The organism is Collimonas antrihumi (assembly GCF_018304965.1).
GTDB lineage: Bacteria > Pseudomonadota > Gammaproteobacteria > Burkholderiales > Burkholderiaceae_D > Collimonas > Collimonas antrihumi.
In genome coordinates, this window is record NZ_JAGQED010000027.1 from 12004 (window position 1) to 35623 (window position 23620).

At 56.9% G+C, this 23620-nt stretch carries 21 protein-coding genes; 17 read left to right on the forward strand and 4 right to left on the reverse strand.

The window, feature by feature from the left end:
* The first annotated feature begins 162 nt into the window (after nt 1-162).
* The gene (gene queG / locus KHU29_RS18205) at nt 163-1284 is read left to right on the forward strand and encodes a tRNA epoxyqueuosine(34) reductase QueG (RefSeq protein WP_211454463.1); all 1122 of its coding nucleotides are present in this window, start codon (nt 163-165) and stop codon (nt 1282-1284) included.
* A 4-nt stretch (nt 1285-1288) separates the two neighbouring features.
* Here queG and KHU29_RS18210 read toward each other — a convergent pair whose 3' ends face one another.
* Entirely contained in the window at nt 1289-2182 is an 894-nt protein-coding gene (locus KHU29_RS18210; protein ID WP_211454465.1) for an AEC family transporter, read from the reverse strand.
* Between the two features lie 640 nt (nt 2183-2822).
* Here KHU29_RS18210 and KHU29_RS18215 point away from each other — a divergent pair.
* From KHU29_RS18215 to lpdA, 9 genes are all read left to right on the forward strand, one after another.
* The gene (locus KHU29_RS18215) at nt 2823-3260 is read left to right on the forward strand and encodes a methylated-DNA--[protein]-cysteine S-methyltransferase (RefSeq protein ID WP_425514489.1); all 438 of its coding nucleotides are present in this window, start codon (nt 2823-2825) and stop codon (nt 3258-3260) included.
* Nucleotides 3257-4195 carry a site-specific tyrosine recombinase XerD gene (gene xerD, locus KHU29_RS18220; RefSeq protein WP_211454469.1) on the forward strand — a complete coding sequence of 313 codons (939 nt, stop codon included), beginning with the start codon at nt 3257-3259 and terminating at the stop codon, nt 4193-4195. Before KHU29_RS18215 ends, xerD begins: the two co-directional genes overlap by 4 nt.
* A 98-nt stretch (nt 4196-4293) precedes the next feature.
* Nucleotides 4294-4479: a hypothetical protein gene (locus KHU29_RS18225; protein WP_092353727.1), complete on the forward strand. Its 186-nt coding sequence runs from the start codon at nt 4294-4296 to the stop codon at nt 4477-4479.
* Between the two features lie 132 nt (nt 4480-4611).
* Nucleotides 4612-5097, forward strand: coding sequence for a Cys-tRNA(Pro) deacylase (gene ybaK, locus KHU29_RS18230; RefSeq protein WP_211454471.1), 486 nt, complete (start codon nt 4612-4614; stop codon nt 5095-5097).
* 70 nt (nt 5098-5167) lie between these two features.
* Nucleotides 5168-5788: a glycerol-3-phosphate 1-O-acyltransferase PlsY gene (plsY, locus tag KHU29_RS18235; protein ID WP_211454473.1), complete on the forward strand. Its 621-nt coding sequence runs from the start codon at nt 5168-5170 to the stop codon at nt 5786-5788.
* A gap of 486 nt (nt 5789-6274) precedes the next feature.
* A complete protein-coding gene (gene aceE / locus KHU29_RS18240) occupies nt 6275-8971 on the forward strand; it encodes a pyruvate dehydrogenase (acetyl-transferring), homodimeric type (protein WP_211454475.1) in 2697 nt (898 codons plus the stop codon).
* Between the two features lie 153 nt (nt 8972-9124).
* Nucleotides 9125-10456, forward strand: a complete 1332-nt coding sequence (gene aceF, locus KHU29_RS18245) for a dihydrolipoyllysine-residue acetyltransferase (RefSeq protein WP_211454477.1) — start codon at nt 9125-9127, stop codon at nt 10454-10456.
* Nucleotides 10457-10536: 80 nt separating this feature from the next.
* On the forward strand, nt 10537-11106 hold the full coding sequence (locus KHU29_RS18250; RefSeq protein WP_211454478.1) for an Ntn hydrolase family protein: 570 nt from the start codon (nt 10537-10539) through the stop codon (nt 11104-11106).
* Nucleotides 11107-11197: 91 nt separating this feature from the next.
* Nucleotides 11198-13318, forward strand: coding sequence for a dihydrolipoyl dehydrogenase (gene lpdA, locus KHU29_RS18255; protein WP_211454480.1), 2121 nt, complete (start codon nt 11198-11200; stop codon nt 13316-13318).
* A gap of 112 nt (nt 13319-13430) precedes the next feature.
* Here lpdA and KHU29_RS18260 read toward each other — a convergent pair whose 3' ends face one another.
* The 3 genes from KHU29_RS18260 to KHU29_RS18270 all read right to left on the reverse strand — a co-directional run bounded on the left by KHU29_RS18260 (nt 13431) and on the right by KHU29_RS18270 (nt 16408).
* Nucleotides 13431-13913, reverse strand: coding sequence for a C40 family peptidase (locus KHU29_RS18260; protein ID WP_246542228.1), 483 nt, complete (start codon nt 13911-13913; stop codon nt 13431-13433).
* Between the two features lie 34 nt (nt 13914-13947).
* Nucleotides 13948-15150, reverse strand: coding sequence for an acetylornithine transaminase (locus KHU29_RS18265; protein WP_211454536.1), 1203 nt, complete (start codon nt 15148-15150; stop codon nt 13948-13950).
* Nucleotides 15151-15382: 232 nt separating this feature from the next.
* Entirely contained in the window at nt 15383-16408 is a 1026-nt protein-coding gene (locus KHU29_RS18270; RefSeq protein ID WP_211454483.1) for a CDP-6-deoxy-delta-3,4-glucoseen reductase, read from the reverse strand.
* An 11-nt stretch (nt 16409-16419) separates the two neighbouring features.
* On the opposite strand from KHU29_RS18270, the gene KHU29_RS18275 reads away from it, so the two are divergent.
* The 7 genes from KHU29_RS18275 (at nt 16420) to lhpH (ending at nt 23595) form a co-directional block, all read left to right on the forward strand.
* Complete coding sequence (locus KHU29_RS18275; protein WP_211454485.1) at nt 16420-17343, forward strand: SDR family oxidoreductase; 924 nt, start codon at nt 16420-16422, stop codon at nt 17341-17343.
* Nucleotides 17344-17513: 170 nt separating this feature from the next.
* A complete protein-coding gene (locus KHU29_RS18280; RefSeq protein ID WP_211454487.1) occupies nt 17514-18287 on the forward strand; it encodes an ABC transporter ATP-binding protein in 774 nt (257 codons plus the stop codon).
* A 65-nt stretch (nt 18288-18352) separates the two neighbouring features.
* Entirely contained in the window at nt 18353-19303 is a 951-nt protein-coding gene (locus KHU29_RS18285) for an ABC transporter substrate-binding protein (protein WP_211454538.1), read from the forward strand.
* 84 nt (nt 19304-19387) lie between these two features.
* Nucleotides 19388-20161 carry an ABC transporter permease gene (locus KHU29_RS18290; RefSeq protein ID WP_211454489.1) on the forward strand — a complete coding sequence of 258 codons (774 nt, stop codon included), beginning with the start codon at nt 19388-19390 and terminating at the stop codon, nt 20159-20161.
* A gap of 18 nt (nt 20162-20179) precedes the next feature.
* Nucleotides 20180-21004 carry a transporter substrate-binding domain-containing protein gene (locus KHU29_RS18295; protein ID WP_211454491.1) on the forward strand — a complete coding sequence of 275 codons (825 nt, stop codon included), beginning with the start codon at nt 20180-20182 and terminating at the stop codon, nt 21002-21004.
* Nucleotides 21005-21279: 275 nt separating this feature from the next.
* Entirely contained in the window at nt 21280-22407 is a 1128-nt protein-coding gene (locus KHU29_RS18300) for a branched-chain amino acid ABC transporter substrate-binding protein (RefSeq protein ID WP_211454493.1), read from the forward strand.
* Between the two features lie 177 nt (nt 22408-22584).
* Nucleotides 22585-23595: a trans-3-hydroxy-L-proline dehydratase gene (gene lhpH / locus KHU29_RS18305; RefSeq protein ID WP_211454495.1), complete on the forward strand. Its 1011-nt coding sequence runs from the start codon at nt 22585-22587 to the stop codon at nt 23593-23595.
* Nucleotides 23596-23620: the final 25 nt, after the last annotated feature.

Sequence of the window (23620 nt, forward strand, 5' to 3'; positions counted from 1 at the left end):
ACCCCGTCATTCCCGCGAACGCGGGAATCCATTTTAAATCAGTAACTTGGATTCTCCACCTCGGTGTCCGCGTTCGCGGGGATGACGGAATTTTTAGAGCTCGCTTTAAATCAAATTTTTTAAATCGAGTCGTTTTGCATCAAGTCTTTAAGTCGTCCAGCCATGGTAGTCACCGAACAAAACTTAGCAGCGCTAGCCACCACCATCAAAGCGTGGGGGCGGGAGCTTGGCTTTGCCGATATCCGCATCAGCGATGTCGATCTGGCGCAGCAAGAGGCTGGCTTCACGGCATGGCTAGAGCTTGGCTATCACGGTGAGATGGATTATATGGCAGCGCACGGAATGAAGCGCGCCCGGCCCGCAGAACTGGTGCCCGGTGCGATCCGGGCGATAGCGGTACGCATGGATTATCTGCCGCGCGCCTATAAAAACGAGCCGGCTGATCAGGGTGATCAAAGCAACTGGCGCTCACGCGAACAAGCGCGGCTGGAACCTGCCGCCTCCGGCACGGCCACGGTGTCGCTGTATGCGCGCGGACGCGATTATCACAAGGTGCTGCGGTCGCGTATGCAGCAGCTGGCGGATCGGATCAAAGGCGAGATCGGCGATTTCGGTTACCGCGTGTTTACCGATTCGGCGCCGGTGATGGAGGTGGCCCTGGCGCAGAAGGCTGGCCTGGGCTGGCGTGGCAAGCACACCTTATTATTGAATCGCGAGGCCGGATCGTTTTTCTTTCTCGGTGAAATCCTGACCGACCTGCCGTTGCCGGTCGACCAGCCCACCAGCTCGCATTGCGGGCAATGCAGCGCCTGTATCGATGTCTGTCCAACCAAGGCGATCGTCGGTCCATATCGGCTCGACGCCCGTCGTTGCATCTCTTACCTGACGATCGAATTGAAAGGCAGCATCCCGGTGGAACTACGGCCGTTGATCGGTAACCGCGTCTACGGCTGCGACGATTGCCAGCTGTTCTGCCCGTGGAACAAATTTGCGCAGCCGTCCACGCTGGGCGATTTCGATGTCCGCAACGGGCTCGATCGGGCCACCTTGGTGGAATTATTCGGCTGGAGCGAGGAGCAGTTTAATAGCCGCATGGAAGGCAGTCCGATTCGCCGCATCGGCTATCAACGCTGGTTGCGCAATATGGCGGTGGGTCTCGGCAATACCGCGGCGGCCGGCGCCGGCACGCCGGAGATCATCGCCGCCCTGCAGCAGCGCAATGACGATCCGTCCGAGCTGGTGCGGGAGCATGTGGCATGGGCGTTGCAGCAACACGGCGCCTGATTGTTTAATGCTGCAAAACCCACAGCCAGAACGGCAAGGTCAGCGCCGACAGCATGGTGCCGACGGAAATCATGAATGCTACCAAAGGGCCGTTGCCGCCCATCCTGGCCGCTAGAATGTAGGCGCTGGAAGCGGTCGGCAAGGCGCAAAACAGTACGACGATCTGTAGTTGCGATGGTGCCAGTCCCAGCCACCGTCCCAGCAACCAGGCGATGGTCGGCAGCGCCAGCAGCTTGACCGCCAGGAAATATCCGGTCAGCGCCTTGGCCCGGTGCGCGCCGCTCAGGCGCAGGCCCGCTCCTACCAGCAGCAGGCCCAGCGCCAGTGCGGAGTTGCCGAGTCGCGACAAGACCGCTCCCGCTACTTCCGGCATCTGCAGGCCGCACAGGCTATACAAGAGCCCGCAAGCGGTGGCGATCAGCAAGGGATTGCGCGCCAGTTCCTTGAGCAAGCCGCCGCTTTTATGCGCCAGGGCATGCACCGCCGCCAGATTGCATAAAGGCACGCCAAAGCCGATCAGCATCGCCATCATGCCGGTCGACTGCTCGCCGCCTAGCCTGGCCGCCAGGGCCAGCGCCATATATGAATTGAAACGGTAGCCGGTTTGCATGCCTGATTCGTAATCCATGGGTGCTGCCTTGATCCACGGTTTGCCCAGCCAGGTAAGGACGATGGCGCCGAGCAGCGCGCACATGCCGACCATCAGCATCTTGCCGCTGGTGTCGAAGCTGAGAGGAGTGCGTGCAGTGGAATAAAAGAGCAAAGCGGGGAAGAGCAGGAAATACACCAGTTTCTCCGCCCCGGTCCAGAATCCACTCCCCCAGTTGGTTATGCGGTGCAAGATCGCTCCCAGCAGTATCAGCGAGAAATCTGGAAACAACAGGTTGACGATATACATGGAGTGGCGGATATTGTTAGAAAACAGGCTCGATTGTAGACACGCAGAGCCATCTTGCGTAATTTTAAGGGCAAGGTGCTGATACTAATTTCCTTATGGAAATTCCGTGGTTGTTAGTAAGTGTTGGTTTGATAAGGGTTTAGTGAAAACCTATGTTGTTTAGTCAAAATGATTCATATAAATTATTTGTTAAACTCGGGTAACACCTGTTACAGTGCGACCACAATTTGACATTGCGGGACATAAAAGCGGCAAATTGAACCGGATTTCGGTTTCCTGCAAACAGTAGTTATGTGGCACAGAATTCGGATTTTTTTAAGCGTCTGGCAAGAGCGGTTAATCAGTGATAAGCAGTGATAAGCAGCGATTGCCAACCAGGTTGAATAAACGGGATTGTAGGTGGTGGTGCATAAGAACGGTATTGATACCGGGGATACTGAGGAGACCTTGCATTCCAAATGAAGCTGTCTAAACGGCCGGGAGTGCATACGAAGTAATTTGAGGCGCATCGACAGATGCGCCTTTTTTATTTTATGCTAGCGGTATGAATATAATCTCGGATAGTCCATTAAAGCGCGCTGCCGGCGGCCAGCTTCCAGCGCAGCACTTCACAGCCGTGGTTGCTGCGCCATTCGGTGCGATGGGTATACGCACAGAAGCGGGCTTGCTGCAGGAATTGGTCTATCTCCCTCCTTCATTTCACGAAAAAGACGCCACCGATGCGTTGGCCGCACGCGCGGTCAAGCAGATCTGCCGTTATCTGGAACAACCCGATTTCCGCTTCGACCTGCCCCTGGCGCCGCTAGGCACAGCTTTCCAGCAACGGGTATGGAAGGCGATTGCCGCAATACCGCGTGGGGAAGTGCTCACTTATGGCCAGGTTGCCAAGCTCATAGTGTCGGCGCCGCGCGCGGTTGGACAGGCCTGCGGAGCCAACTGGTTTCCGCTGGTGATTCCCTGCCATCGGGTAACCGCAGCCGGTGGCATCGGCGGCTTTTCTCATCACGACGACGAGGATGGCTTCCATCTGCGTGTCAAACGCTGGTTGCTGGAGCATGAAGGCGTGGCCGTCTTGTGAGAAGGTCCAAAGCTGAAACACAGGCGAAACCGGCACTAAACACCGATCATCAAACCGCAATTGACGAGTTCTGCGACAGCTTGTGGCTGGAAGACGGCCTCGCCAAGAACTCGCTTGAAGCCTATCGGCGCGACATGACGCTGTTCGCCCTGTGGTTGCAGGCGCAACCGGATGGCAAGTCCTTGCTTACCATCCATGCCGGCGATCTGAACGCGTATTTCCTGGCCAAACATGAAACCAGCAAGCCGACCTCCTCGAATCGCCGCCTGGCGGTGCTGAAGCGTTTCTATCTGCTGGCATTGCGGCAAAACCGCATCAGCGTCGATCCTTGCCTGCATTTGCGCTCAGCCAGGCAGGCGCCGCGTTTTCCCAAGATCTTGTCCGAAGCCCAGGTTGAAGCTTTGCTGGCAGCGCCTGATGTTGCGACGCCGCTCGGCCTGCGCGACCGCACCATGCTGGAGCTGATGTATGCCAGCGGCTTGCGGGTATCGGAGCTGGTGTTGCTGAAAACGCTGGAAGTCGGCATGAACGAAGGCGTGTTGCGGATTACCGGCAAGGGTAATAAAACGCGCCTGCTGCCGTTCGGCGAGGAAGCGCGGAACTGGATCGTGCGCTACCTGAAAGATGCGCGCGGCCAGATCATGGACGGTCAGATGGACGATGCATTGTTCGTGACGGCTCGCGGCGGCGCCATGACACGCCAGATGTTCTGGATCTTGATCAAGAAATACGCACTCAAGGCAGCCATCAATGCGCCGCTGTCGCCGCATACCTTGCGGCATGCCTTCGCTACTCATCTGCTGAATCACGGCGCGGATTTGCGCGTAGTGCAATTGCTGTTGGGGCATGCCGATATATCAACGACCCAAATTTATACTCACGTAGCGCGTGAGCGCTTGAAGGCACTGCATGCGGCGCATCATCCGCGGGGTTGATTTTTTGATAATCTCCATTAAATTGAATTCTGCATCTTCCCAATTATTCTCCTGTATCCTGTAATACATCTATTCAAGAGTCTATTTAGGGGGCGCAATTGGCAAAAACGAATTTTCAGTATGAAAAAAGGCAAAAAGAGTTAGAGAAGAAAAAAAAGAAGGAAGAAAAGCTGAAGCGTAAGGCGGAAAAAGGTTCCTCCACCGAAGTTGAAGCAGAAGATGCGGCAGAGTCCGAACTGCCAGCAACCGGTGAACCGGCTTCCGACGAGCCAAAGCAGCCTTAAGCGTTAAACGCGGCGGTCAGCCCGATCAGCGTGGATCAGCGGCAGGGATTGCTGCTGCGTCAAGTTTTACGAACGAAAACATGATTTGCCAGCAGACGCTCAGACACAGGGCGCTGCGTTCAAATACCCGGTATGACAAAACATATTTCAGAGACCCCGGCGACGCAATTCTTGCGCAAGCACGGCGCGGTCTTTTCCGAGCACCCCTATGCATATGAAGAACATGGCGGCACCACGGTATCGGCGCGCGCATTAGGGGTGGACGAACATCATGTGGTGAAGACGCTGGTGATGCAGGATGAGGCGGCCAGACCCTTGATCATCCTGATGCACGGCGACCGCAAGGTGTCGACCAAAAACCTGGCACGGCAAATCGGCTGCAAATCGGTCGAACCATGCAAGCCGGAGGTGGCGAACCGCCATTCCGGTTATCTGATCGGCGGCACTTCGCCGTTCGCTACCCGCAAGGCGCTGCCGGTCTATATGGAAGAAAGTATCCTGGCCTTGCAGAAGATATATATTAACGGTGGCCGGCGTGGTTACCTGATCGGCATGGCGCCGCAAAGCGTGGCGGATCTGTTGCAAGCAAAAGCGGTCCAGTGTGCGCTGGACGAGTAAAGCCGGTAGGCCCGTAAGGAAGCTTGAAAACAAGCCCTGAATCAACCAAATACAAAAGAAAGAGACACGCATGTACATATTGTTATTCGCGCTTGCCGCCTACCTGATCGGTTCGGTATCGTTCGGCATCATCACCAGCAAGATATTCGGGTTGGGGGATCCGCGTACCTACGGCTCGAATAATCCCGGCGCCACCAATGTCCTGCGCAGCGGGAATAAAACCGCGGCAGCCCTGACTTTGTTCGGCGATGGTTTCAAGGGCTGGCTGGCGGTGTGGCTCACACAAAAATACGGGCCGCAATTCGGCCTGGGCGATGGCGCCGTTGCGCTGGCTGCCGTGGCGGTGTTTTTGGGACATCTGTGGCCAGTCTTCTTCCGTTTTGCCGGCGGCAAAGGTGTGGCCACCTTGCTCGGTATCCTGATTGGCATCAGCCTCTGGCTGGGCCTGGCCACCATCGCCACCTGGATGATCGTGGCCTATGCGTTTCGCTATTCCTCGCTGGCGGCTTTGATTGCCAGTGTATTCGCACCATTCTTTTATGCCTTGATGGAAGGACCGGACATGATTTTGCTGGCGATTGTGGTGATGAGTGCTTTGCTGATATACCGCCACGCAAAAAACATCGGCAATTTGTTGGCTGGCAAGGAAAGCCGCATCGGCGCCAAGAAGAAGGGTGGCAAGACGGCGTAGGGTGGGCATGAATGCCCACGCGTGACTCTGAGTACTCACCCGCGTGGCGCGGAAACAAGTATGTGCGTGTTGTGAATCCCGCGTGGGCAAAAAACTTGCCCGCCCTACCGATGATTAAAAAGCGCTGCTTCCTTCCGGGAGGCAGCGCTTTTTTACTTAGATTTACCGTAGTCGTTATATCGAATTAGCTATAAGTCAGATTTTATCGATGTCAATATGTAACTATTGCTGCATTGCGGTATTGAATTTCAGGGTGGAATTCGGCTTTTCGATACAATGAAAAAGCTAATCAGCCGCGATTCCCCATAGTATTTTGCCTTGCTATGCAGCATATTTTCGCATTGTGAAATCAAATATCGCTATTTGGAAATGGAAAAAACTCCTGTTAGAATTTGGCGTCCGTCTACGAAGTGACGTAGATGCTTGCGACCCAACCCGCTAATCCGATGCCAAATTGGACAGGCGCACAAATTCAGGAGACTCAGCATGTCAGCCCAGCTCGACCAGGTTTTGGCCCAGGCCGCCAACGATCCAGACGTCATAGAAACCCAAGAATGGCTTGATGCGCTCGAAGCTGTTATTGAAACCGAAGGCCCTGAACGCGCCCACTATCTGATGGAAAGAATGGTCGACCTGGCCCGCCGCCGTGGCGCCCAGATCCCGTTTTCCAGCAACACCGCTTACGTCAATACCATCCCGGCCCACATGGGCGAGCCTTGCCCTGGCAATCTGGAGATCGAAGAGCGTCTGCGCTCGTGGATGCGCTGGAATGCGATGGCAATGGTGGTCAAGGCCAACCGCCTCGACGGCGACCTTGGCGGCCATCTGTCCAGCTTTGCTTCGCTGGCCAACATGCTGGGTATCGGCTTCAACCATTTCTGGCATGCACCGTCTGAAAACCACGGTGGCGACCTGTTGTACATCCAGGGGCACTCGTCGCCAGGCATCTACGCCCGCGCTTTCCTCGAAGGCCGTCTGACTGAAGAACAACTGCTGCATTTCCGTCGCGAAGTCGACGGCAACGGCCTGTCTTCCTACCCGCATCCGAAGCTGATGCCGGATTTCTGGCAATTCCCTACCGTATCGATGGGCCTGGGCCCGCTGATGGCGATTTACCAGGCGCGTTTCCTGAAATACCTGCATGCGCGCGGTATCGCCGATACCGCCAATCGCAAGGTATGGGCCTTCTGCGGTGATGGCGAGATGGACGAGCCGGAATCGATGGGCGCCATCGGCATGGCCGGTCGCGAACGTCTGGACAACCTGGTGATTGTAGTTAACTGTAACTTGCAGCGCCTGGACGGCCCGGTGCGCGGTAACGGCAAGATCATCCAGGAACTGGAAAGCGATTTCCGCGGCGCCGGCTGGAACGTGGTCAAGGTAATCTGGGGCGCAGGTTGGGACGATCTGCTGGCGCGCGACAAGGAAGGCATCCTGCAGCGCGTGATGATGGAAACCGTCGACGGCGAATATCAGAACTACAAAGCCAAGGATGGCGCTTTCGTGCGCAAGCATTTCTTCGGCAAGCATCCGAAGTTGCTGGAACTGGTCAGCAAGATGTCGGACGACGATATCTGGCACCTGACCCGTGGCGGTCACGATCCGCACAAGATTTACGCTGCTTTCAAAGTGGCGCAAGAACACAAGGGCCAGCCGACCGTCTTGCTGGTCAAGAGTATCAAAGGCTACGGCTTCGGCAAATCGGGCGAAGCGCGCAATACTGCGCACAACACCAAGAAGCTGGACGACGAAGCCATCAAGGCCATGCGCGACCGCTTCCAGTTGCCGATTCCCGACGACAAGCTGGCTGACGTGCCGTTCTTCAAGCCATCCGACGACACCCCGGAAATGCAATACCTGCACGCCCGCCGCAAAGAGCTGGGCGGTTACCTGCCGCAACGCCGTCAGAAAGCTGACGAAGTATTGGTGGTGCCGGAATTGTCCGCATTCAAGGGCGCCTTGGAGCCGACTGCTGAAGGCCGTGAAATTTCCACGACCCAGGCTTACGTGCGTATCCTGAACATCCTGCTGCGCGACCCGAGCCTGGGCCAGCGCGTAGTGCCGATCATGGTCGACGAATCGCGTACTTTCGGTATGGAAGGCTTGTTCCGCCAGATCGGTATTTTCAGCCAGGTCGGCCAGCTGTACGAGCCGGTCGATAAAGACCAGGTGATGTACTACCGTGAAGACAAGGCTGGCCAGATCTTGCAAGAGGGGATCAACGAAGCCGGCGGCATGAGTTCATGGATTGCTGCGGCAACTTCCTACTCGACCAACAACCGGGTCATGATTCCGTTCTACACCTACTACTCGATGTTCGGTCTGCAGCGTATCGGCGACCTGGCTTGGGCAGCAGGCGACATGCGTGCCCGTGGCTTCCTGCTGGGCGGCACTGCCGGCCGTACCACATTGAACGGCGAAGGCTTGCAGCATGAAGACGGCCACAGCCATGTACTGGCTTCGACCATCCCGAACTGCGTTCCTTACGATCCGACCTTCTCGCACGAAGTCGCGGTCATCATGCATGACGGTCTGCGCCGCATGGTCACTAATCAGGAAGATGTGTTCTACTACCTGACGCTGATGAACGAGAACTACAGCCATCCAGGTCTCAAGGAAGGCCAGGAAGAGGGCATCATCAAGGGTCTGTACCTGCTGCAGGAAGGTGGCAAGAAGAACAAGCAGCGCGTACAACTGATGGGTTCCGGCACGATTCTGCGCGAAGTCATCGAAGGTGCGGCATTGCTCGCCAGCGACTGGGGCGTCGATGCCGATATCTGGTCGGCGCCATCGTTCACCTTGCTGGCCCGCGACGGCCAGGATGTCGAGCGCTGGAACATGTTGCATCCGACCGAAGCACCACGTCTGGCGCACATCACCCAATGCCTGAAAGACACCACCGGTCCGATCATCGTCTCCACCGATTACATGCGTACTTTCGCTGAGCAGGCGCGTGCTTTCGTTCCTGCCGGCCGTACTTACAAGGTGCTGGGCACGGACGGTTTCGGCCGCTCCGATACCCGCGCCAAGCTGCGTGAATTCTTTGAAGTCAATCGCTACTATGTGGCGGTGGCGGCATTGAAGGCATTGGCGGACGAAGGCAAGATCAAAGCCTCGGTTGTCGCCGATGCGATTACCAAGTATGGTATCAATCCGGAGAAGCCGAATCCGGTCACGCAATAACCGGTTTTGTAGGGTGGGCACCCTGTGCCCACGCGGATGCACGTGCTGCAGCTACCGCGTGGGCACGGAGTGCCCACCCTACGAACATACATTTCCACGACTGTGAGGTACTGGCTAGTACCTTACAGCGGGCAGAATAAATGGAGCTAAGCGATGAGTATGGTGGAAGTCAAAGTCCCGGATATCGGCGACGTCAGTGAAGTCGAAGTCATTGAATTGATGGTCAAGGTCGGTGACACGGTAAAGGTTGATCAATCGCTGATCACGGTCGAATCCGACAAGGCCAGCATGGAAATCCCGTCCAGTCATGCGGGTGTGATCAAGGAATTGAAAGTCAAGCTGGGCGACAAGGTCAAGGAAGGCACTTTGGTGCTGGTACTTGAAGCCGATGCGGCTACAGCTGCACCGGCGCCAGCCAGTGCTCCGGCTGCAGCGGCGGCGGCTCCGGCCCCGGCACCTGCAGCGGTAGAAAACAAACCGGCTCCGGTAGTTGCGGCAGCTGCACCAGCTCCAGTGGTATCGGCAGCGCCGGTCCATGCCAGCGGCAGCATTCCGCATGCATCGCCATCGGTGCGCAAATTCGCGCGTGAACTGGGCGTTGACCTGAGCCGTGTTGCCGGCACCGGCATCAAGGCTCGCATCACCCACGAAGATGTACAGAATTTCGTCAAGGGCGTGATGTCAGGTGCTGCCAGCGGTAGCGCAGTTGCTGCCGGCAGCAAAGGCGGTAGCGGTGTCGGACTGGATCTGTTGGCATGGCCGTCGCTGGATTTCAGCAAGCAAGGCCCGACCGAGTTGCTGCCGTTGTCACGCATCAAAAAACTCAGCGGTCCGAACCTGCATCGCAACTGGGTCATGATTCCGCACGTCACGCAATTCGACGAAGCCGATATCACCGAGCTGGAAGAATTCCGCAAGCAAGCCAATGACAGTTATGCCAAGGCCAAGTCGCCGGTCAAGCTGACCATGCTGGCATTCGTGATCAAGGCCAGTGTCGCTGCGCTGAAAAAATTCCCGGCATTCAATTCCTCGCTCGATGCCAAGGGTGAAAACCTGATCCTCAAGCAGTACTACAACATCGGCTTTGCCGCCGACACGCCGAACGGCCTGGTAGTACCGGTGATCAAGGACGCCGACAAAAAGGGCATCGGCCAGATCGCCCAGGAAATGGGCGAGTTGTCTGCCCAAGCCCGCGACGGCAAGTTGAAGCCGGCCGACATGCAAGGCGCAACCTTCACGATTTCTTCATTGGGCGGTATCGGCGGTACGGCATTCACGCCGATCATCAATGCGCCTGAAGTGGCGATCCTGGGCTTGTCGAAAGCATCGATGAAACCGGTCTGGGACGGCAAGCAATTCGTGCCGCGCCTGATGATGCCTACCTCCTTGTCTTACGATCATCGCGTTGTCGACGGCGCCATGGGTGCACGATTCAGCGTCTATCTGGCTGACGTGCTGGCCGACATGCGCAAGACATTGTTGTAATGCCAGGCGGCGCAAACTGAAAGCCGGTTTTTTCATTTTGCGCCGCTTGCAGCCATTTGGCATACCGATGGAGAGCAACTATGACTACCTGTGTTGTCGTCAAAAAAAATGGGCAAATCGCGATTGCGTCTGATTCGCTGGTGACGTTCGGCGATACCCGTTTGTCGCATGCTTATGAGGTCAACAACAAGATATTCCAGGTTGGCGAATCGTATATCACGCTGGCTGGCACCGCCGCGCATTTTCCGGTGATGCGCAAGCTGCTGACCGGCATGGGCGAAGACTGCAAGCTGAATACGCGCGATGAGGTGTTTGAGACCTTTTCCAAGGTACACACCATCCTCAAGGATCAGTATTTCCTGAATACCAAAGAGGATGAAGACGATCCCTACGAGTCATCGCAGATTACTGCCTTGATTGCCAATCCTTACGGTATTTTCGGTGTGTACTCGTATCGCGAAGTGTTCAGTTTCGATCGTTTCTGGGGCATAGGCAGCGGCCGCAATTTTGCCTTGGGTGCGATGTATGCAGTCTACGATCAGGATGTCAGCGCACAGCGTATCGCCGAAGTCGGGATTCATGCCGGCGTTGAATTCGATAAGAGCTCTGCCACTCCGATGCGCATTCACAGTTTTGAAATGAAATCCTAGGCGGCGCAGGGCACGCTGTGCACACCACGCAGCATCACACTACATCACACATTTTTCCTCCTGACGGAGGAACGAGCATGGAGCAAACGCTATGAGTATGGTTGAAGTCAAGGTCCCGGATATCGGCGACGTCAAAGAAGTAGAAGTCATTGAATTGCTGGTCAAGGTGGGTGATACCGTCAAGGTCGATCAGTCGCTGATCACGGTGGAATCGGACAAGGCCAGCATGGAGATTCCTTCCAGCCAGGCCGGCGTCATCAAGGAAATCAAGGTCAAGGTAGGCGACAAGGTTAGCGAAGGTTCGCTGGTTCTGGTGTTGGAAGCCGCCGGTGCCGCAGCATCCGCTGCGCCCGCTGCTGCACCGGCCGTGGCGCCAGCTGCCGCCGCCCCGGCTGCTGCACCTGCTGCTGCACCGGCCGCAGCGACTGGCGCCGTCAGCACGATTGAAATCAAAGTGCCGGATATCGGCGACGTCAAGGAAGTCGATGTCATCGAATTGATGGTAAAGGTTGGCGACATCGTCAAGGTCGACCAGTCGCTGATTACTGTCGAATCGGACAAGGCCAGCATGGAAATTCCATCGAGCCAGGCTGGTACGATCAAGGAAATCAAGGTCAAGGTCGGTGACAAGGTTAGCGAAGGTTCGCTGATCGTGTTGCTGGAAACCGCCGGTGCAGCTGGATCAGCTCCCGCTACGGCTGCAGCTACTCCTGCCGCAGCTGCTCCGGCAGCAGCGCCTGCAGCTACCGTTCCTGCTCCCGCCGCCGTCAGTTTCGCCGGCAAGGTCGATATCGAGTGCGACACCATGGTGTTGGGCGCAGGTCCTGGCGGTTATACCGCGGCATTCCGCGCTGCCGATTTGGGGCAAAGCGTGGTGATGATCGAGCGCTATCCTAGCCTCGGCGGGGTTTGCCTGAATGTCGGTTGTATTCCATCCAAGGCGCTCTTGCATGCTGCCAAGGTGATTACCGAAGCGGAAGAAATGGCGCATTTCGGCGTCAAGATGTCGGCGCCGGAAATCGATATCGATGCCTTGCGCGGATGGAAAGAAAGCGTCATCAAGAAATTGACGGGTGGCCTGAGCGGCTTGTCCAAGGCGCGCAAAGTGCAAGTGCTGACCGGCAAGGGTGAATTCAGCTCTGCCAACACGATCACGGTAGCCACCGCTGACGGCCCGAAAGTAGTCGGTTTCAAGAATGCGATTATCGCTGCCGGTTCTTCGGTTGCCCAAATCCCTGGTTTCCCTTACGGCGATCCGCGTCTGATCGATTCCACCGGCGCGCTGGAACTGCGTCAGATTCCAAAGAAACTGCTGGTCATCGGCGGCGGCATCATCGGCCTGGAAATGGCATGCGTGTATGACGCGCTCGGTTCCAAAGTAACGGTGGTCGAATTTGCCGACGGCTTGATTCCGGCGGCCGACCGCGACGTTGTCAAGCCGCTGCAAAAACGCATCGAAAAACGCTACGAAGCGATTTACCTGAAAACCAAGGTCACCAAGCTGGAAGCCTTGAAAGAAGGTTTGCGCGCAACCTTTGAAGGCGCCGACAGCAGCTCCCCGGCAGCACCGGAACCGCAACTCTACGATATGGTACTGGTGGCCGTAGGCCGCCGTCCTAACGGCAAGGAAATCGCAGCTGAAAAAGCTGGCGTGATCGTCAACGAGCGCGGCTTCATTCCAGCCGACAAACAGCAGCGTACCAACGTTTCGCACATCTTCGCCATCGGCGATATCTGCGGCGACCCTATGCTGGCCCACAAAGCCACCAACGAAGCCAAGGTTGCAGCTGAAGTGATCGCCGGGCACAAGGTTGAATTCGATGCGATGACGATTCCTTCGGTGGCCTACACCGATCCGGAAATCGCCTGGATGGGCCTGACCGAAACCGAAGCCAAAGCGAAGGGTATTCCTTTCGAAAAAGCCAATTTCCCGTGGGCGGCAAGCGGCCGTGCACTGGCAATGGGCCGCGACGACGGCATGACCAAGCTGTTGTGGGATCCGACCACAAAACGCATCATCGGCGCCGGTATCGTTGGTGTGAATGCCGGCGAACTGTTGGCGGAAACCGTGTTGGCGATGGAAATGGGGGCTGATCTGGAAGATCTGGCGCTGACCATCCATGCTCATCCGACGCTGTCGGAGACGCCGATGTTTGCGGCTGAAATGGGCCTGGGTACGATCACCGACCTGTTCATTCCAAAGAAGAAATAAAGAAGCAGGGTGGGCATGCAGTGCCCACGCAACATAAAAAAAACGCCGTTCCAGCATCAGCCGGAACGGCGTTTTTTATTTAAATCAGCCGACAACAATCAATCAAAAGCAATCAATCGAAATACCGGCGCACAGCCTCAAAGCGCGTCGCGTAATAACGATTGTCAAGACGGTCGATACGCACCTTGCCGTTGGTCGATGGCGCATTGATGAAACGGCCATCGCCAATGTAAATCCCGACATGGGAAAAAGCGCGGTGCATGGTATTGAAAAAAACCAGATCGCCGGGGCGCAGTTCTGTCTTGGAAATGCTTCTCCCCTGACGCGCGATATCTGCCGCGCTACCGGTGACATTGAGTCCCGCCGCCTGTTTATACACATAAGTGACCATGCCGCTGCAATCGAGCCCGGCTTCCGGGTTCTTGCCGCCGAAGCGATAGTTGGTATCAATCAGGCCCAGTGAGTAGATGACGATGTCGTTGCCCTTTTCGCTGACAGGTGTGTCGTCGGCGGAGCCGGGGCGGACCAAACCGGTGCCGCCGCAAGCTGCCAGCAACAACGCCAGGCAGCAGATAAAGAGATTTCTAATCGTCATTCTCGCCGTCATTAAGTAGTCACCTTGGTCAGTTTTACTTCTTGATCTGGCTAATCACGTCCGACAACATGGCGATCATCTGGTCGATTTCTGCAATCGTCACGTTCAGCGATGGCATGAAGCGCAGCAGGTTCGGCCGCGGCGAGTTGAGCAGCAGGCCGACCGGATTCAGGTCGCGCGCGATATCGACAATTTGCGGACCGATGTCGCTGCCCAGTTTCAACGCCCGCAACAAACCTTCGCCACGCTCGCCTTCGAGTCCGTGTTTTTCGGTAAGTTTCAACAACTCGCTGCTCAGGTAGGCACCCTTGTCTTTTACCGACTGCAGGAAGCCAGGCGCCAGCAAGGTATTGATCACCGCCAGGCCGACCGCCGTCATCAACGGATTGCCATTGTAAGTACCACCCTGGTCGCCGGCCTCGAAGCAAGCGATCTCTTCCCGCGCCAATAATGCCGCCAGCGGCACGCCGCCGCCGATGCCTTTACCGAGCGTCATGATATCCGGGGTGATGCCGGACAATTGATAAGCAAACAGCTCGCCGCTACGGCCCATGCCGGATTGCACTTCGTCGACGACCAGCAAGATGCCGCGCTTTTTGGTCAGTTCGCGCAAGCCTTGCATGAATTCGCGGGTCGCCGGGATCACGCCGCTTTCGCCCTGTACCGGCTCCAGCATGACCGCTACGGTCTTGTCGTTGATCAGCTTTTCGACACTGGCCAGATCGTTCAGCTCGGCTTTAGGGAAGCCCGGCACTTGCGGCGCAAAAATGGTATCCCAGCCCGGCTTGCCGCTGGCTGACATGGTGGCCAGGGTGCGACCATGAAAGCTATGGTTGAAAGTGATGATTTCAAACCGGTTCTGGCCGTCCTGGTTCGGATTCTTCTTGCCCCATTTGCGCGCCAGCTTGATCGCGCCTTCATTGGCTTCAGCGCCGCTGTTGGTGAAAAACACGCGGTCGAAGCAGGAGTTGGCGGTCAGCAGGCGCGCCAGTTCAATCGACGGCGCATTGTAAAAGGCCGGCGAAGGATTGATGATCTTCTTCGATTGTTCCAGCAGCGCATCCTGGATGCACTGCGGCGAGTGGCCCAGCGAATTGACGGCCCAGCCCTGCAGGTAATCCAGGTAGCGCTTGCCGGCATGATCCGTCATCCACATGCCGTCGCCTTCGGTAAACACCAGAGGAGGGCGGTTGGTGATGTACATCAGGTCGTCGACCGGATAATCGCTGAATTTCACGCTGTGTTCCATATGGCTACTCCAAATTAAGGGCAAAAAAAAACCACAGGCATCGCCTGTGGCTTCGTGATCAATCGACGGTCACGCGCACGGCTTACCAGGCTGAGGTAATGGGCTACGGCGTCGCAACAATGTCTTGATCATGTTCATGACGCAAATATTAGGACCTTTTGTGTGGTGCGTCAAAAAATATTTGCGCCGTTGTTGTCGGCTGTTCCCACGAATTTTGGTATTACGCCGCCAGATCGGCTTCCGACGTAAACGAATCCGCATAAAACTCTTCGGCCGGCAACTTGCACAGGGCGACAAAGTCGCGTTGCGCCGATTCCACCACGATCGGCGCGCCGCAGGCATACACTTGATAGGCGGACAGATCCGGCATGTCCTCAATCACTGCCTGATGGACGAAGCCGCTCCGGCCCGTCCATTGATCATCCGACTGTGCATTCGAAATCACCGGCACGAACTTGAAGTTCGGCAGCGCGCTGGCCCATTCCTCGCACAGCGCCATCATGTACAGGTCCTGCGGGCGGCGTCCGCCCCAGTACAAGGTGATCGGCCGTTGCGATTCGGTATGGATGCATTGTTCGATCACGGCCTTGATCGGGGCGAAACCGGTACCCGAGGCGAGCAGCACCATCGGCTTGTCCGAATCTTCACGCAGGAAGAATGTGCCGAGCGGGCCTTCCAGGCGCAAGATGTCGCGCTCTTTCATGGTGGAAAACACTTGATCGGTAAATAAGCCGCCCGGCATGTGGCGGATATGCAACGTCAGGTAGTCATCCTTGTAAGGCGCGTTAGCCATGCTGTAGCTACGACGTTTGCCATCGCGCAACATGAATTCGACGTATTGGCCGGCCAGATACTGCAGGCGTTCGTTGGCCGGCAATTGCAGCGACAATACGATGACGTCCTCGGCCACCTTGTCGAGCTTGACCACGCGAGTCGGCATTTTGCGTATCGGAAATTCGCCAATGCCAGCCACTTCGCGCGCTTCGATGGTAACGTCGGAATGCGGCGTGGCGCAGCAGAACAGGGCAAAGCCCAATTGTTCTTCCTTGACCGGCAGGGCTTTTTCCTGATGGGCGCCGTGGGTGATGTCGCCGTTCAGCAACTTGCCTTTGCACGAACTGCAGGCACCGTTTTTACAACCGTAAGGCAGGCCGACGCCGGCGCGGATGGCGGCGTTGAGAATGGTCTCGCCCTCGTCGCAGCTGAATTGACGACCGCTAGGCTGAACAGTTATCTGAAAACTCATACAATCCTGTAATGAAAAATATAAAACAAAACCATGACCACGATGGCAAGCTTGGCAAGCCGCGTCTGTTGATTCTCGGCTGCGGCGACGTGGGATTACGCGTGGTAGCGCTGCTGAAACACCGGTTTCGCGTATTCGCGGTAACCAGCCAGGCTGCCCGTTGCGCCGAATTGCGCGCTGCCGGGGCGATTCCGCTGGTGGCTGATCTTGATCAACCGGCAACATTGGGGCGCTTAGCGCGTCTGGCGCAGACTGTCGTCCATCTGGCGCCGCCGCATTCCGTAGGAGAAAAAGACCAGCGCACCCGCAACCTGGCCGCCATTTTACCTGAGCGGGCCACTCTTGTTTACATCAGTACTACCGGCGTCTATGGCGATTGCGCCGGTGCGCTGATAGACGAAACCCGTGCCGTGAGCCCGCACAATGGCCGCGCCAGGCGCCGCGTCGATGCCGAGCATGTATTGCGAGCCTGGGCACGGCGTCGCAGTGGGCGCCTGGCGATTCTGCGCGTGCCTGGAATTTACGCCGCAAACCGGCTGCCGCTGGCCCGTTTGCAAAAGGCCACCCCGGCCTTGATCGCCGCCGACGACGTGTATACCAACCATATTCACGCCGACGACCTGGCGCGCATCATCGTAGCGGCCGTCTTCAAGGCATCGCCCCTGCGCATCTACCATGCGAGCGACGACTCTCAATTGAAAATGGCGGAATACTTCGATCTGGTAGCCCGGGCTTTCGGCTTGCCGTTGTCGCCGCGGCTGCCGCGTGCCGAGCTGGAACAAGTGGTGTCGCCGATGTTGCTGTCCTTTATGTCGGAATCGCGCCGTTTGCAAAACAACCGTATCAAGCACGAATTGGGGGTGCGCTTGCGCTATCCGGACGTGCCGACGGCATTGCCTGAAATGGTGGCGGCTGGCAATCCGGGAGGCGGTTAATAGTGCTATGACGGGCGTCTATATCTGTTTTTCGCATAAGCATAGAAGTTATAAGTTGTTGTAAGCCGGAAAGTTGATCGATAAAGTGGAAAGTGAATAAAAAATCCACTTTATATACGCTAGCCGACTTAGGCCTGCGTTGCCGGACGACGCAAAGGCTGCCATTTCCCATGAAGTTATCTTTTCAGCATATCAACAAGCAATTCTCCGGCTTGCCGGTGATCGCCGATTTCAGCAGAGAAATCGAAGAAGGCGAACTGGTCGCCCTGGTTGGTCCTTCCGGCTGCGGTAAATCGACTTTATTGCATCTGGCGGCGGGTCTTGGCGCGCCCAGCAGCGGCGCGGTATTGGCAGATGGCCAGGCGATCAAAGGTCCGCATCCTGAACGGATGTTGATGTTCCAGGAGAATGCGCTGTATCCGTGGCTGACGCTGGAAGCGAACGTGGCCTTGGCATTGGAGTTGCAAAAAGTCAGCAAGGCCAACGCGCGTAAGCAAGCGCGCGACTGGCTTTCTAAAATCAGCCTGCAGGGTTTTGAAACCTACTATCCACATCAGGTCTCGGGCGGCATGCGGCAACGCGCCGCGCTGGCGCGTGCCTTCATCACCAAACCTAAGGTGTTGCTGCTGGACGAGCCGTTTGGCGCGCTGGATGCGCTGACCCGCATGACCTTGCAGGATTCCCTGCGCCAGTTGATTCGGGAAGAGCGGCCGACGGTACTGCTGGTGACGCACGACGTCGACGAAGCTCTGTTCCTGGCCGACCGGATTCTGGTGTTCAGCCCGCGCCCGGCCAAGGTGCTGCGTGAGTTCAACCTGAACCACCACGAGAAAACCCACGATTTATCCGAGTTTGCCGCCACCCGGCGGGAAATTCTTTGCCTGCTCGGAATTCACGCAGAGCAAGACGCATTCGCAAAAAAACTTGAGGGAATTGCCGCATGAAATCCAGTACTCGATTAACGTCGTTGTTAAAACCATTATTGCTGATTCCGGCGCTGCTGCTGACAATGGCAGGCCAGGCCGGCGCCGCCGAGAAATTCAAGATCGGTTATCTGCGGGTCATGGACGACGCGCAGGCGATCGCCGCCTTTGAGGGTGGTTTCTACAAGAAGCATGGTCTGGAAGTAGAACTGGTTGAATTCAAATCCGGCACCGACCTGATCAAAGCCATCGTCGGCGGCCAGCTTGATAGCGGTGTGCTGGGCTTCACCAATGCTGCCGCCTGGGCTTCCAAAGGCGCCGATCTCAAGGTGGTGGCCGGCGCTCAGCATGGTTATCACGCTATCGTGGTGCGCGAGGATAGCGGCATCAAGGATGTGGCGGGATTAAAAGGGCGTACCCTGGCGTCGCAAGCCGAAGGCAGCACTGCCGATACCGTCCTCAAAGGTGTGACGCTCAAGAACGCCGGTTTGAAAGCCGACGACGTCAACATTCTCGGCGTCAGTCCGCAGGTGGCGGTGCAATCGCTGGTAGGCAAGCGTGTCGATGCCGCCTTCCTGTTCGAACCGCAAGCCAGCATTGCGAAACTAGTGGCGCCGGTCAAGCAGATTTATGAAGTCGGCGAAGTCTGGCCGTTCCCTTGCATGGTGGTGATTACTTCCGGCGAGACTTTGGCTAAGCGTCGTGATGCGGTCTGGAAGTCGCTGGACGCGCAACGCGAAGCGATCGATCTTTTGCAAAAAGATCCAACGGCAGCATCGAAACTGATCGCCAGCTATTTCATCGCCGATCCGACTTTGAAGACACTGAAGCATGGCGACCTGCCGCGCGAAACGGTGATTCGCGATGCGATCAAGAGCCAGACATTCAGCGCCGTGCTGACCGCCAAGGAACTGGCGCGGATGCAGGAGCTGGCGAATATCCTGCAAGAGCAGGGTTCCCTCAAAACACGCGACGGCAAACCGTTCAACGTCAATGCGATCATCGACCTGGACTGGCAAAAGGACCGTAAGCTGTAACACTGATTTTAACCATCCGGCATCGCCGGCCGCGCTGTCTCGGGCGGCCTCACTTCAACCTATACGTATTGTTTTGGTTTATCTATGAGTACTCAAAGCCGGCTGGTCGGTTACCGCAAAAAACTTGCCATGCTGCTGGCTATTTTGTTCATTTTCCTGTTGTGGCAGATTGCAGCGTGGTCCTTGCCGGATTTCCTGATGCCGGGCGTGTTGCCGGTGCTGGAGCGTTTGTGGCAAGAAGCGCTGACGCCGGAATTCCGTACCGCCCTGTGGGGCAGCTTGACTCGGCTCGGCGGCGGTTATGCGGCGGCGATGTTGTGCGGGATCGGCTTCGGCCTGATCGGCGCGATCTTGTTTTTCTTCCGCGAAGTCCTGAAGTCGGCCATCATCATCCTGCAGTCGATTCCATCGATTGCCTGGGTGCCGCTGTTCCTGATACTGATGGGTTTCGGCAATCTGCCGATCATGGTGGTGGTCGCGTTGGCAGCATTTTTTCCGGCCGCGCTCAGCGTCATGAATGCCACCGAAAGCGTGCAGCAGGTGCATGTCTCGGCCGCAAGGGTGATGGGCGCAACGCGTTGGGATATGTTGAAGCGGGTGTATTTGCCGGCCGTCATGCCGGAACTGATTACGGGCGCCCAGCTGGCATTTGGCAACGCCTGGCGCGCCTTGATTTCGGCGGAAATGCTGATCGGCTTCGGCAAAGGGCTGGGACGCACCCTGGCCTATGCCGGTGAAACTGCGGACATGGTCGGTGTGATGACCAATATTCTCGCGATTGCGATCCTGGCGGCGCTGATCGACCAGTTGATCCTGGAAAACCTGAAGCACAGGGTGTTGCGCTACCAGTACGTCTGATCGTTTGATTCGTGACCAATGACTATCCTGCCGTCGTTTTCATCCCTCCGATTCGCGCTTCTGCTGCTGGCCTGTACATTGCAGGTCAGTGCTACAGCGGCCAACTTGCAGCAGATCAAACAACGCGGTCAATTGGTGGTTGGCGTCAGCTATGTCGTGCCGGAACATGCAGCGGGCATAAAGTATCGGACTCCGGACGGTTTCTACAACGCGGCCGCCGACGATCTGGCGCATCGCCTGGGCGTCACGGTGCGCACAGTAAAAGTGACGGCGCAGAATCGGCAGCAACTGCTGGCACAGGGCAAAGTCGATCTGTTGCTACTGAATCTGAAACAGGCCGATGCCGACGCGCTGCGCGCGAGTGCAACATTGCTGCCGACCAGCTATCAGGCACGTCCCAAACTGATCATGCGCAGCGATACCGACATCAGGCGTTTGGCGCAACTGCGCGGCCGCAGCATATGTGTGGCGCAAGGCGGAGCCTATGTGGGCAGCATGGCGGCGGGCTATGGCGCAGTCGAAAAAGTAGTTAGAGCGCCGGCCGATGCATTGCTGGCGCTCAGAACCGGCGGCTGCGACGCCGCGGTGCATGACGATACTGTCATGAACGGCATGCTTGATCTGCCAGAATGGAAGAAATTTTCAGCCAGTTTGCCGCTGGATGGCCGCCCGGCCACGCTGACTTTCGCGGTCAGGCCGGTAGATATCGCGCTGGCTGCCTATCTGCAGCAACTGAACAACGCGTGGAGCGATAGCGGCTACTGGGCCGACAATCGAAAAAAATGGATCAATAACGTTGCTTTCGAAGTCTACCTGGACCAGAACGTACCCGATTGCCACTGACCAGCGCCGACCTGGCCTGCATATCACGCCTGCTCTCAACTTATCTTCGCCTACCTTCAATTTGTTTCCTTCGCCGCCGGATAGCACCTAAAATCCTAGTTGGGTCGCGTCATTTTGCCATCGAATCTACGGAGAACCCGCCCCATAAAAGAATTTAATGTGGCGGCGTCCCTGCTAGGATTCGATCTGCAAGAGACGTCCTTGGCACCCACGTCTGACGATGGGTGCTATTATTAAAAAAACACTATTACTAAAGACAGACGAAAGGATACGCCATGTACGCACGGACCAAACTGATGATGGTTATGATGGCTGCATTCCCAGCGCTCGCAATGGCGCAGGAGACACAAGAAATAAAAATCGGTTTCAGCAGCCCGCTGACCGGCCCCCAGGCATCTGCCGGCCGCGACAACCAGGGCGGCCTGGCCATGGCGATCGATAAGCTGAATACCCAGGGCATGGTTATCGGCGGCAAGAAAATCAAGTTCGTCGCCCAGATGGAAGACGACCAGGCTGATCCGCGTTCCGGCGTCAGCGTAGCGCAAAAGCTGGTCGACATGGGCGTCAAGGCAGTGGTCGGCCCATACAACTCGGGCGTTACGATTCCTGCATCGCGCGTCTATAACGACGCCGGCATCGTGATGGGCACCGTTGCCTCCAATCCAAAGGTGACTTTGCAAGGCTTTCACTCGGTATTCCGGGTAGCGGCCAGCGATAGCCAGCTGGGCGGCAAGATGGCGCTGTATGCGGCCAAGGAGCTGAAGGTCAAGACAGTCGCGATCATCGATGACCGCACTGCATACGGCCAAGGCCTGGCGGAAGAGTTTTCGAAAGTCGCCAAAGCCAACGGCATCAAGGTGCTCGGCAACGACTTCACCAATGACAAGGCGACCGACTTCACCGCTATCCTGACCAGCATCAAGGCCAAGAAACCTGACGCGATTTTCTACGGCGGCTATGCACCACAGGGCGGCCCGATGACACGCCAGATGAAACAGCTGGGCGTGAGCGCCATGTTCCTGGGCGGCGATGGCATCTGCTCGCCGGAAATGGGCCGTCTGGGCGGCGATGCGATTACCGACCAGGTGTATTGCACACAGGGCGGCGCCTTGCTGGACAAGCTCGCTTCAGGCAAAGTTTTCGCAGCGGACTACCAGAAGCGTTACAACCGTCCTGCGGAAACCTATGCAGCATCGTTCTACGACGGCATGATGCTGATCGCGCAGGCGATGAAGGCAGCCAATTCGGTAGAGCCCAAGCAATATGTATCGGCGATGGAAAAAATTCACTACAAGGGTGTAGCCGGCTCTTATGAATTCGACGCCAACCACGATCTGAAGCAATCGCCGGTAACGGTTTATCGCTTCAAGGCCGGCGTGCCGGAAGCGCTGACCAGCTACTAATCAGCTACTAACCAGCGCCGCGTGGGCATACGTGTCCACCCTACATCCAGCAGTCAGGTAGGGTGGGCAAGATTTTTTTCCCACGCGGTGCAGACACAGGCAGGGCATCCCGGTTCACGCACGAACACCGATGCCCACCCAACACGATATTCGCAATTCTCTTCAAACAAACTCCCCATGCTAAGTTACACACGCACCATACACACGGTAGATGCACACACCGGCGGTGAGCCGTTGCGCATCGTCATTTCCGGCTTGCCGCCGGTGCCGGGCAAGACGATTCTCGAACGCCGCAGCTGGCTCAAGGCACAGCGCGACGACGTCCGCCAGTTCCTGATGAACGAGCCGCGCGGCCATGCCGACATGTACGGTGCGTATCTGTTGCCGCCAGTGACGCCGGCCGCCGATTTCGGCGTGATCTTCATCCATAACGAAGGTTATAGCGACATGTGCGGACACGGCATCATCGCGCTCGGCAAGGTGCTGGTGGAACTCAATCATGTGGAACGTACGATACCGTTGACGCGCATCGGCTTTGATACTCCCGCCGGCTTCATCGAAGCGCAGGTCGAGTGGGACGGCATGCGCGCCGGCGCCGTTACGTTCCGCAATGTGCCGGCATTTATCTATCAGCGCGATGTCGAGGTCGAGACCCCGAGCTTTGGCAAAGTCACCGGCGACATCGTTTTCGGCGGAGCTTTCTACTACTACATGAATGCCGATCAGACCGGGCTCAAGATCAAGCCGGAGCAGGTGCGCAACCTGATCCAGCTGGGCGCGGAAACCAAGCAGGCGGTCAAGGATAAAGTCAAGATCCAGCACCCGCTGGAGCCCGGCCTGGATACCTTGTACGGCACCATCATCGATGGCGCGCCGAATGATCCGAATGCGGATCAAGCTAATGTCTGCATCTTTGCCGACCGCGAAGTAGACCGTTCGCCGACCGGCACCGGCACCTCGGGCCGCGCCGCGCAATTGTTCCTGCGGCAGAAGCTGGCCTTGAATCAGACATTGGTGAATGAAAGCATTGTCGGCAGTTGTTTCAAGGTGCGGGTGACCGGCACTGCCAAAGTCGGCGAATTCGATGCGGTGCATACCGAAGTCACCGGCAACGCCCATATCATGGGTTTCAACCAGTGGGTGCTGGAAGATAGCGATCCGTTCCCGCAAGGGTTTTTCTTGCGCTGATTTGCGCCGATTCTTTTTTTTCGTC

Excerpts from the sequence above, each read along its gene's own strand:
- ybaK (WP_211454471.1), top strand. The coding sequence starts at position 4,612 with ATGACAAAACATATTTCAGAGACCCCGGCGACGCAATTCTTGCGCAAG.
- KHU29_RS18300 (WP_211454493.1), top strand. The coding sequence starts at position 21,280 with ATGTACGCACGGACCAAACTGATGATGGTTATGATGGCTGCATTCCCA.
- KHU29_RS18250 (WP_211454478.1), top strand. The coding sequence starts at position 10,537 with ATGACTACCTGTGTTGTCGTCAAAAAAAATGGGCAAATCGCGATTGCG.
- lhpH (WP_211454495.1), top strand. The coding sequence starts at position 22,585 with ATGCTAAGTTACACACGCACCATACACACGGTAGATGCACACACCGGC.
- KHU29_RS18260 (WP_246542228.1), bottom strand. The coding sequence starts at position 13,913 with ATGACGATTAGAAATCTCTTTATCTGCTGCCTGGCGTTGTTGCTGGCA.
- KHU29_RS18215 (WP_425514489.1), top strand. The coding sequence starts at position 2,823 with ATGGGTATACGCACAGAAGCGGGCTTGCTGCAGGAATTGGTCTATCTC.
- KHU29_RS18270 (WP_211454483.1), bottom strand. The coding sequence starts at position 16,408 with ATGAGTTTTCAGATAACTGTTCAGCCTAGCGGTCGTCAATTCAGCTGC.
- aceF (WP_211454477.1), top strand. The coding sequence starts at position 9,125 with ATGAGTATGGTGGAAGTCAAAGTCCCGGATATCGGCGACGTCAGTGAA.
- KHU29_RS18210 (WP_211454465.1), bottom strand. The coding sequence starts at position 2,182 with ATGTATATCGTCAACCTGTTGTTTCCAGATTTCTCGCTGATACTGCTG.
- aceE (WP_211454475.1), top strand. The coding sequence starts at position 6,275 with ATGTCAGCCCAGCTCGACCAGGTTTTGGCCCAGGCCGCCAACGATCCA.
- queG (WP_211454463.1), top strand. The coding sequence starts at position 163 with ATGGTAGTCACCGAACAAAACTTAGCAGCGCTAGCCACCACCATCAAA.
- lpdA (WP_211454480.1), top strand. The coding sequence starts at position 11,198 with ATGAGTATGGTTGAAGTCAAGGTCCCGGATATCGGCGACGTCAAAGAA.
- KHU29_RS18295 (WP_211454491.1), top strand. The coding sequence starts at position 20,180 with ATGACTATCCTGCCGTCGTTTTCATCCCTCCGATTCGCGCTTCTGCTG.
- KHU29_RS18280 (WP_211454487.1), top strand. The coding sequence starts at position 17,514 with ATGAAGTTATCTTTTCAGCATATCAACAAGCAATTCTCCGGCTTGCCG.
- KHU29_RS18290 (WP_211454489.1), top strand. The coding sequence starts at position 19,388 with ATGAGTACTCAAAGCCGGCTGGTCGGTTACCGCAAAAAACTTGCCATG.
- plsY (WP_211454473.1), top strand. The coding sequence starts at position 5,168 with ATGTACATATTGTTATTCGCGCTTGCCGCCTACCTGATCGGTTCGGTA.
- KHU29_RS18275 (WP_211454485.1), top strand. The coding sequence starts at position 16,420 with ATGAAAAATATAAAACAAAACCATGACCACGATGGCAAGCTTGGCAAG.
- KHU29_RS18285 (WP_211454538.1), top strand. The coding sequence starts at position 18,353 with ATGGCAGGCCAGGCCGGCGCCGCCGAGAAATTCAAGATCGGTTATCTG.